Here is an 8,775-nt window from a genome sequence, read left to right as displayed (position 1 = left end):
CGATTAGCGGGAGATCGTTGAGGCCCTGACCGGGAACTACCGCACCGCGCTGAAGAACATCGACGCCGACGGCCCCTCCCAGGAGGCCCTTCAGAAGGCTGCGGCCATGACCGCCCAGGTCCGCCGCGCCCTGGAGGGCCTGGACGATGAGGCGTCGGTGGACGAGGTCGTCCAGCCGCTAAACGGCAAGGTCTCTCGGCGGTACTCGCGATGGCCGAGGCCCTGGTGGTGCAGGCCGGCGGGTTCGGCGCCGTCACGAAGGCGGTGGAGGGCTTCAGCGGGTTCGCAGGGCAGTACGAGCAGACTGGGAAGGTCTCCGCCCACCACGACAACTTCCGGGAGGTGCCGCTGCACGGGCAGATCGGCCCGTACCTCGCGGTCATGTTCGACCTGCCGAGAAGCTGGAGTTCACCGATACGTCCAGGGAAGGGTGCTTGATGCGCTCGCGCGCGCCCAGCGGCACCAGACAGGCGCGGTAAGTACATCGCTGCCTGTGACGAGGAGGGCAGGCAGGTGGACATTCGTGCGCAAAGCACTTCGAGGCGATGGTCTTCACCGCGCTCGCCGAGGAACTGCGCACCGGAGACGTCGCGCTGGTCGGCTCGGAGGAGTACGCGGACTGGTCCAAGCAGCTCCTGGACTGGGCGGTGATGAAGGAGAAGCTGGGCTCCTATCTGGTCGAGGTCGGTCTGTGCGAGGAGGGCGAGAGTGCCGCGTTCGATGCGAAGGATTTCCGCCAGCAGTGGGAGGACGAGCTGTGCCGCCGCGGCGGATGCCGGGTACCTGGACAACGAGGGGCCTGGTCATCGACCTCAACACAGTATCCCGTGGCCGAAACCGCACCGTTCGGAGGCGACCGACGCTGAAAGCATCCCGTCGGGTCTGCGGCGCGTGCCTCGATGTCACATACGCACGTACTTCTCGGTGTCCTCGGCGAAGTCCTTCAGTGCCTGGTCGGTGAGTGTGGGACGGGTCTGGGCGATGGCCTGCAGGTAGTCCTCCGTGCCGATCGGGATGCCTTTCCCCTGGGCGACTTCGCGTTCGAAGGCGGTCGCGGCACCCTTGCGAGCGGCGAACTCGATATCGGCCGGCGTGAACATTGCGCTTTCCTCCACCAAACGGTGCAGGTCGACATGGGTGGCGGCAGGCCCGAGATAGCGTCGCCAGACCGCCGAACGGGCCTGAGGATCCGGCGGCCCGACGGGGATGACGTAGTCGAAGCGGCCGGGCCGAAGGAACGCCGGATCGAGGGAGCGGACGGAGTTCGTGGCGCAGATCAGGAGGCGGTCGTCGTGGCCGCGGAAAACGGGGATCAGCTTGAGCAGTTCGTTGGTGACTCCGTGACTGGGGTCGACAGCCGTACCGGACCGGACCGAGGCGATCTCCTCGACCTCGTCGATGAAGAGCACCACCGTCTCCAGCTCGGCCAGCTCGGTGAACGCCTCCCGCAGAGAGGTCGCCAGTCCTCCCTCATGGGACGATGCAAGCCGGGAGGGGAAGAGCTCCACGAAGGGCCACTGCAGCCGCGAGGCGACTGCTTGGGCGAAGCTGGTCTTGCCGGTGCCCGGCGGCCCGAAGAGGATCACCGCCTTCGGCGGCTTCACTCCGTACTGCTCGGCGAGCACGGGCTGGGCCAGCGGCAGCACGATCCGCCGCTCGATGGCCTCTTTCTCCCGTTCCATTCCGGCGAGGCTGTTCCACAGACCCCCCGGAAACAATCTTCCCCCGAGTTCCGCGAGGAGGCCGGCGTCGCTCGCGCCGAGGTGCTCGACCTTCTCGTAGAAGACGAGCCCGGCCCGGGAGCGGTAGCCGGATTTCTCCAAGGCTGTGGTTCCCGTCGCCCCCGGTGTGAGGAGCGCGCCGATCCGTCGGACTCCCTGTGACCGCAGGCGCCGCTCAAGCTCGGCGATCAAGGAACTCCCGATGCCGCGGTGGCGCCACGTCCCGGCCAGGGCCACCACGGTGATCCAGCCCCGCTCGCCGAAGGCCTGCGCCACGGCGACGCCCACCAGTTCGTCGCCGACCACCGCCACCACGGCCGGTCCTCCGGCCCTGGCTGCGGTCACGACCTCCGATACGGGGAAAACGGCAGGTGCCTCGTCCGCCTGCTGGTTCTGGTCCCAGATCTGGATGGCGCGGTCCAGGTCGTCGTCGTGGAAGTCCCGCAATCGCCACGTCGGCATCGCCACCACCTTCACGAAGGGGCCACCGCCGCTCCGCGGGGCAGAGGGCGTGGTGCTCCTGGCAACGGATCCCTGCTTCATTCTCCGCGTGCGTGCCACCCATGCGCGCGGCGAACGGTCCGGCATGGGGGAAGTGCCGATGGCAGCAGCGGTCCTCACTCTGGAGCGGCGACGCTGGAAGACCTCAATAAATAATCGACAGCTCCCTGTATCGAAAGGCGACTTCTGTCGGCAGCCTACTTTCCTGCTTTCCTCTGGGAGTTGCGCAGTGACGAGAATGCGGCCCGGAGTTCGTCCGTGAAGATGCCCGGCACCTCCCAGGCCGCAAAATGGCCGCCGCTACGGGCCTTGTGGTAGTAGAAGAGGTCGTGGTACGCGCGTGACGCCCAGCTGCGCGGGGCCTGGTAGATCTCGCCGGGGAACACCGTGATGGCGGCCGGGATGGACACGGACACGGCGTTGAAGTTGTTGGCGTTGTTCTCCCAGTAAAGACGCGACGAGGAGACCGCGGTGTTCGTCACCCAGTAAAGTGTGATGTCGTTGAGCATTTCATCCTTGGTGAGTACGCGCTCGGGGTGGCCGCCGCTGTAGGTCCAGGCCGCGAACTTGTCGTACATCCAGGCGGCCAATCCGGCGGGTGAGTCCGTCACTCCGTATCCCTCGGTCTGCGGACGAGTGACCATCATCGCCGAGTAACCGGATCCAGTCTTGTAGAAGGCGGCCAGCTGGTTGTACGCGGCCTTCTCGTCGGGGCCGAGACCGGCGGGTACGGGGTCACCGCAGGCGAGCTTCTTCGCGATGTCCGGCGGCACGGTGGCCGGGAAGTTGACGTGGATTCCGAGCAACCCGCGGGGTTTCTGTACGGCCATCTTGTCCGAAATCACAGCACCCCAGTCCCCGCCTTGGGAAACGTAGTGCTCGTATCCCAGACGCTCCATCAGCACGGCCCAGGCGCGCGCGATACGGTCAGGGTTCCACCCGGTGGTCGTCGGCCGTTCCGAGAAGCCATAGCCCGGCATCGACGGTATGACGAGGTGAAAGGCGTCCTCGGCGCGGCCCCCGTGGGCCGTGGGGTTGCTGAGCGGCCCGATGACCTTCAAGAACTCCAGAATGGAGCCGGGCCAGCCATGGGTCAAGATGATCGGCAAGGCATCCGCGTGGCGGGAGCGGACATGGATGAACTGTATGTCGAGTCCGTCGATCTCTGTTATGTACATCGGCAGAGAGTTGAGTGTCTTCTCGATGTTCCGCCAGTTGTACGTCGTTCCCCAGTAGCGGGTGAGTTCCTTCATCGTGGCCAGCTGGACACCCTGGGACTGATCCCGGACGGTTTCCCGATCGGGCCATCGTGTCGTCTTGATGCGTCGACGCAGATCAGTCAGATCATGCTCCGGAATATGCACGCGGAACGGGCGGATGCTTTGCCTCTCACTTGCCGACACTGGCTTTCCGTATTCCCCCAGGATCGCAGACCGAAAGCCCCTGTCGCCGCCACGGTCGCGACGGCCGCCGAAGTAGAGATGAACTTCCGACGGGAATACGAACGGAGAAAATCGGGCATGGCGGATCTCCCTGAATTCCTGGGTCCGGAGTCGTGGAGAGTCCAGAAGGAGCGCTGCCTCGATGAGACTTCCACTCGCCGGCGCGGACATAAATCGTGCGCACACCGAGGCTGCACCACCGGTGAACCGAATCGAGCATGGAGTCGCATGGCACCTAGGTGCCCATGCCACGCGACAGGCCTATTACTGTCCGTAACGCTATCTATCGCTCTGTGAACATGCAACTCGAACGAGTGACGACGTCGGACGCCAACGATGTACCCGCGTACCTGGGATCCTGGATGCCATACAGGGGCATGGCTCCGGCGGTCACAGCAGGCTCGGCGCTGGGGAGGCCGAGCAGCTCGAGCCCATCACCGGCCGTTGTTCGGGGCGGCGGCCTTGTCCCTCCCCTCGTAGCGTGAAGACCGTGACTACAGGGGAAGTTGGGAGTCACGGCGGAGAAGCGACGGAAGTTCGATCCGGAGTTCCGTGAGGGGGCTGTACGGATCGTGACGGAGACCGGCAAGCCGATCGCCGAGGTCGCGAAGGACCTGGGCATCAACGAGACCACCCTGGCCAGCTGGGTGTCCCGTGCCCGCCGGGCCGGGACCACGCCGGCCGGTGAGAGCGACGAGCTGGAGCGGCTGCGGCGGGAGAACGCTCAGCTCAAGCGGGACAACGAGGAACTGGTCATGGAGCGTGATGTGCTCAAACGCTGCATGGCCCTGTGGGTGAAGTAGCTGGGGCCACCCCGGCGCAAGTGGTCGGGGTGATCAGCGACTTCAGGACCGTGCACGGCATCCCGCACCGTGTCTCGTGCCGTGGTGCAGGAATTCCTCCCCGTCGGCTTGCTGCCTGACATCAGCCGAGACTTGGGTGTCTCGGAGGGCACAGCCGGCCTGGCGGTAACCGCCACGGCTGTGCTGGGCGCGGTAGCTGCTCCGATACGTGAGGGGACACGGAGGCGGAAGCCGCAGGGGCGGACGTGACCCAGGAGTCATCCGCGTACGCCGGAGCCGAGCGGCAGGTGGTGGGGGTGCTGGCGGTGCCCCACTGGCGGCCGGGGATGGACACGAGTGCGCACCCGAGGATCTACCGGGACATCGTGGAGGTGGTCCGGGATGCGCCGGGTCCGGTGCGGGCCAAGCAGGTCGTGCCGAGGGTCGGGCTGCCTGCCGGGGTGGGGAAGATCGAGGGTACGCGGGGGAAGATGAAGCGGCTGGTCGCCAGGGGTTGGCTGGTCGAGGGGGATCCAAGCCTGTTCGTTCCGGCCCGTCACGAGGCGGAAATGGGGTCCAACTCCTCTTGGGGAGAGGCTCTTCTCCCTAGAGTCGAAGGTGCCAACCAATTCGACGCGAGCCGAGAAGCCCCGGGATGGAACCGTATGACACAAGCGTGAGTACTGACGTGGTTGCCCGCTCGGTCAGTGCCTTCGAATCACTGTTATGCACCCTGCAAGGCAAGTCAGCCCAGTCGTCGACCCACGCTGAGCTTGAGGAACATCTGGAGCAGGCCGGGCGAGGGCTGTTGCGGCAGCTGCTGCAGGACCATCTGGATCTGCGGGCCCGAAAGGAAGACGAGGCGGCACGACGGGAAGCGCGTTCACGGGTGGTCGGCTCGGACGGGTGCTGGGCAAGCGTCGCCTCGAACAGCTAGTGGCCGCCGCATCCGGTGACATCGATTCCTTCTGCCAGCAGCACATTCCCGTCCCCTCCGGCCGGGATGTCCTGCTGATCATCGAGGTCGACGGCAAGGGTGGGGTCATGCGACCGGAGGCCCTGCGGCCCACCCCCCAAAGGGCCCGCCTCGCCGCCGGGGTCGCCCATCGCAGTCGACTCACTCCGGGCACCACTCAACGCCTTCCAGATCAGCTTCGAGGGGCGCCTGGCCCCGAGCAACAACTGACCACTCAACAACCAGGATCAGCCGTTGAATTGACACCCGCCCCGTCAGGACCGCTCATGGGTTTCCTTCGAATGGCTGCGTTGGGACGGTGTCACGGTGCGGCGTTCCTGTGCGTCGGCGTTTGTTTCCTCGCTGACTGTCGGTCGCAGGCATTCGATGAGGTAGTCGCCGTTGTCGGGGTCGAGGGTTACGCCGTGGGTTTCGCTGCGGAATCCGGGAAAGCGGCGGTCGAAGGATTCGAGGGCGGTGAGGTAGCGCAGCAGCGGGCCGGCCGGGGCGCCGACGCTCTCGCCGGGCATGAGGACGGGGATGCCGGGCGGCGTGACGGTGATCATGGCGGCGGCCACCTGGCCCGGCGCCTCGGCCAACCGTACGCGATGGGTGCCACCGCGGATCAGGCGCTGATAGCACAGCTGCGGTGGAGCGACCGGTTCCGGCAGCTGCTGGAAAGCAGTGTCCAGCAGGTCGACGAGGCGGACAGAGCGGAGATGGTCGTGCATGTCCTGGCACAGCTCGCGCAGGGTTTGGCCCGCGTATCGCCTGGGGTGCTCGGCGACCAGTGCGGGCAGGATCCGGTCAAGAGGGGCGTCCTCGTCGTAGAGGGCCTTGAAGTCCATCAGGGCATCGAGGAGGGTGCCCCATTTACCCTTGGTGATGCCCATGGAGAACAAGACGAGCGTCGTATAGCTGTCGGTCTTTTCCACGACGATGTGGCGGGTGGCCAGGTACGCGGTGAGCACGCGTGCCGGGATGCCCCACTCTCCGGTCTCGCCGACCGCGTCGATCCCCGGGCAGGTCAGGGTGACTTTGATCGGGTCGAGCATGCAGAAGCCGTCGGTCAGCCCCGGGAAACCGTGCCAGGCAGCACCGGGTTCCAGGTGCCAGCAGGTCGGCTCGGTACGCAGCAGGTCGGCCGGGGCCTCGTCGAACGACAGTCGGGTTCCGGTGCTTGGGTCGGTAACCGTCTCGGGTTGCCACACGCCGAAGAACCACGGCGGTCGGTCGCCGGCCTCCTCGATACGGCGCCGGATGCGGACCATCTCCTGGCGGAAACGGACCGCCTCGGTCACGGCCTCGTCGATCAGCCAGCGGCCCTGCGGCCCGTCCATCATCGCTGTCGCCACGTCCAGCGAGGCGATCATCGGATAGAGCGGGGAGGTGGTGCCGTGCATCATCAGCGCCTCGTTGAACCGGTCGTGTTCGACGGGCGCCCTTGGGGCGGCCTTGACGTGGACCATGGCGCTCTGCGACAGCGCGGCCAGCAGTTTGTGGGTGGACTGAGTTGCGAAAACCGTCGGCCGGTCCGAGCCGGGGAAGGTGTCCTCGTCCACCGACATGCCGTACCGGCCCGCGTAGAGCGGGTGGAAGCGGGCGTACGCGAACCATGCCTCGTCGAAGTGCAGCCGGGGCGTACTCATGGCGAACGCCTGTGCCGCCACCAAGGCGTCGTAACACAGGCCGTCGTACGTGGAGTTGGTGAAGACGGCGTACTGAGGGTGCGGCGAAACGGCACCCCGGGTCAGCGGGTTCGAGGCGATCCGGGCCGCGACGGAGTCCGCCGCGAGCTCAGCCGGGGGCAGCGGCCCCGCCAGGCCGTAGCCGTTGCGGGTGGGGATCAGGTAGACCGGGCGGGCGCCGGAGACGACCAGTCCGTGCAGCACCGACTTGTGGCAGTTGCGGTCCACCAGCGCGATCTCGTCGCGGGTGACGCTGAAGTGGCCGACCACGCGGTTGCAGGTGGAATCCCCGTGCAGCACGAAGTAGGTGAGGCCGGCGCCGAAGACCCGGGCGGCGTTGCGCTCCGCCTCGCCGATCGGGCCGGTGTGTTCGAACAGCGAGCCGAGCTCCCCGACGGAGATCGACAGGTCGCTGCGCAACAGCCGTTCCCCGAAGTAGTCGTGGAAGGCCCGGCCCGCGGGCGACTTCAGCAAGGCGACGCCGCCGGAGTGGGCCGGGGTGTGCCAGGAGTACTCGTGCGCGTCGTCGAAGCGGCGCAGCGCCCGGAAGAAGGGCGGCAGGACGGCATCTTGGTAGGTGCGCGCGGCGGTGGTGATCCGGCCCGCGATGAACCCGGGAGTGTCCTCCAGCGGCCACACATAGCCCACGACGGACTCCGACACCCATAGCGGCAGGTCCCGTACCTCGTCGGTCATGACCAAGAAGACTGGAAGGTCCTGGAACCGCCGACCGATGGAGCGCAGCACCGCAGCGCCCCCGGGCCCGCCATCCGCGCCCCCGTGGCCCGGTAGCTCCCAGGCGACCAGTGCCGCGCTCAGTCCCGCCTCCGTCCGCAGCACCGCCTCGGCGTCCGCGACGCCTACCGCCCATCGGACGTCGAATCCCCGCTTCTCGATCGCCTCACCGATGCGCGCCAACTGCTCGGCACCGGCCCCCTCATCCTGCGGACGTTCCCGTACCGCGACCAAGACCCTGCTGTCCGCCATGAGACCCCTCCCGGCGGCCGACACCGCCCTGGCTCAGTTTCCGAGCGGACCGGCGGAGCCCGCAGCCTCACAGCCGCAAACCACCCGCATGACGGAACAAGTGAGCTTGGGCTTTACCCTCAGGCCTGGACGCTCCTGTGCATGCGTTGCCATGGCAGTGCCGCCCCGAGGCGGCGTGCCATGGCGGGTGGCTTACAGCGGCCCGTACAGCCAATTGCCGCGGGCGTCGGGGGCGTCGCTGGTGAAGAGCTCGATGACGTCGGGGCGGATTCCCTCGGGGTCGAGGGGGCCGTTGCCGTCGGTCCAGCTCGGCGAAGGCGTCGGCGATGTCCTGGGGCCTTCCGCCGGTGACGGACTGGCTCAGGAGGGTGACTCGTCGAGGGTGATCAGGCTGTCGTGGTGGGTGTCGCAGATATCCAGGCCGAGCGCGGTGTCGTCAGTTGGCGGAAGCCGCCATGGACGGCTCCAGCCCCAACCCCTCACCATCACGATCCCAGACCGCCCTCAACAGGCGCCCGAAACTGACCGGAGGGAACGGGGCGGGAACACCAGCGACGACGCCACCCTTCTCATGATCGAGTGGCATGGTGGCGCCGCCGACCACCTCGCAGTTCTTCACTGAGCAACCTCGACGTCAACCGAATCCTCACCGGCCAACACCATCCACGCGCACGACCGCCCGGGGACGTGCTGCATGCA

The 8,775-nt window shown here is 67.0% G+C and carries 7 protein-coding genes; 4 read left to right on the top strand and 3 right to left on the bottom strand.

Going from position 1 to position 8,775, the window contains the following annotated elements; genetic code table 11:
• Window positions 1-210 precede the first annotated feature (210 nt).
• Both AAFF41_RS50390 and AAFF41_RS50385 read left to right on the top strand, forming a co-directional pair.
• Window positions 211-438 carry a hypothetical protein gene (locus tag AAFF41_RS50390; protein ID WP_319754494.1) on the top strand — a complete coding sequence of 76 codons (228 nt, stop codon included), beginning with the start codon at window positions 211-213 and terminating at the stop codon, window positions 436-438.
• Between the two features lie 107 nt (window positions 439-545).
• Entirely contained in the window at window positions 546-866 is a 321-nt protein-coding gene (locus AAFF41_RS50385; RefSeq protein WP_343326222.1) for a hypothetical protein, read from the top strand.
• A 36-nt stretch (window positions 867-902) separates the two neighbouring features.
• Here the strand turns inward: AAFF41_RS50385 and AAFF41_RS50380 are convergent, their stop codons facing one another.
• Window positions 903-2,183 (bottom strand): ATP-binding protein, encoded by a 1,281-nt coding sequence (locus AAFF41_RS50380; protein WP_343326221.1) that lies wholly within the window; start codon window positions 2,181-2,183, stop codon window positions 903-905.
• A gap of 236 nt (window positions 2,184-2,419) precedes the next feature.
• The gene (locus AAFF41_RS50375) at window positions 2,420-3,625 is read right to left on the bottom strand and encodes an epoxide hydrolase family protein (RefSeq protein ID WP_343326220.1); all 1,206 of its coding nucleotides are present in this window, start codon (window positions 3,623-3,625) and stop codon (window positions 2,420-2,422) included.
• A 545-nt stretch (window positions 3,626-4,170) separates the two neighbouring features.
• On the opposite strand from AAFF41_RS50375, the gene AAFF41_RS50370 reads away from it, so the two are divergent.
• Window positions 4,171-4,467: a transposase gene (locus AAFF41_RS50370; RefSeq protein ID WP_343326219.1), complete on the top strand. Its 297-nt coding sequence runs from the start codon at window positions 4,171-4,173 to the stop codon at window positions 4,465-4,467.
• 655 nt (window positions 4,468-5,122) lie between these two features.
• Window positions 5,123-5,383 carry a hypothetical protein gene (locus AAFF41_RS50365; RefSeq protein WP_343326218.1) on the top strand — a complete coding sequence of 87 codons (261 nt, stop codon included), beginning with the start codon at window positions 5,123-5,125 and terminating at the stop codon, window positions 5,381-5,383.
• 293 nt (window positions 5,384-5,676) lie between these two features.
• Here the strand turns inward: AAFF41_RS50365 and AAFF41_RS50360 are convergent, their stop codons facing one another.
• Window positions 5,677-8,076 carry an Orn/Lys/Arg family decarboxylase gene (locus AAFF41_RS50360; RefSeq protein WP_343326217.1) on the bottom strand — a complete coding sequence of 800 codons (2,400 nt, stop codon included), beginning with the start codon at window positions 8,074-8,076 and terminating at the stop codon, window positions 5,677-5,679.
• Between the last annotated feature and the right edge of the window lie 699 nt (window positions 8,077-8,775).

It is taken from the genome of Streptomyces mirabilis, from assembly GCF_039503195.1.
In the GTDB taxonomy this organism is placed as follows: domain Bacteria; phylum Actinomycetota; class Actinomycetes; order Streptomycetales; family Streptomycetaceae; genus Streptomyces; species Streptomyces mirabilis_D.
This window is presented reverse-complemented; position numbering and strand designations above follow the sequence as displayed.

Excerpts from the sequence above, each read along its gene's own strand:
- AAFF41_RS50390 (WP_319754494.1), top strand. The coding sequence starts at position 211 with ATGGCCGAGGCCCTGGTGGTGCAGGCCGGCGGGTTCGGCGCCGTCACG.
- AAFF41_RS50385 (WP_343326222.1), top strand. The coding sequence starts at position 546 with ATGGTCTTCACCGCGCTCGCCGAGGAACTGCGCACCGGAGACGTCGCG.
- AAFF41_RS50380 (WP_343326221.1), bottom strand. The coding sequence starts at position 2,183 with ATGCCGACGTGGCGATTGCGGGACTTCCACGACGACGACCTGGACCGC.
- AAFF41_RS50360 (WP_343326217.1), bottom strand. The coding sequence starts at position 8,076 with ATGGCGGACAGCAGGGTCTTGGTCGCGGTACGGGAACGTCCGCAGGAT.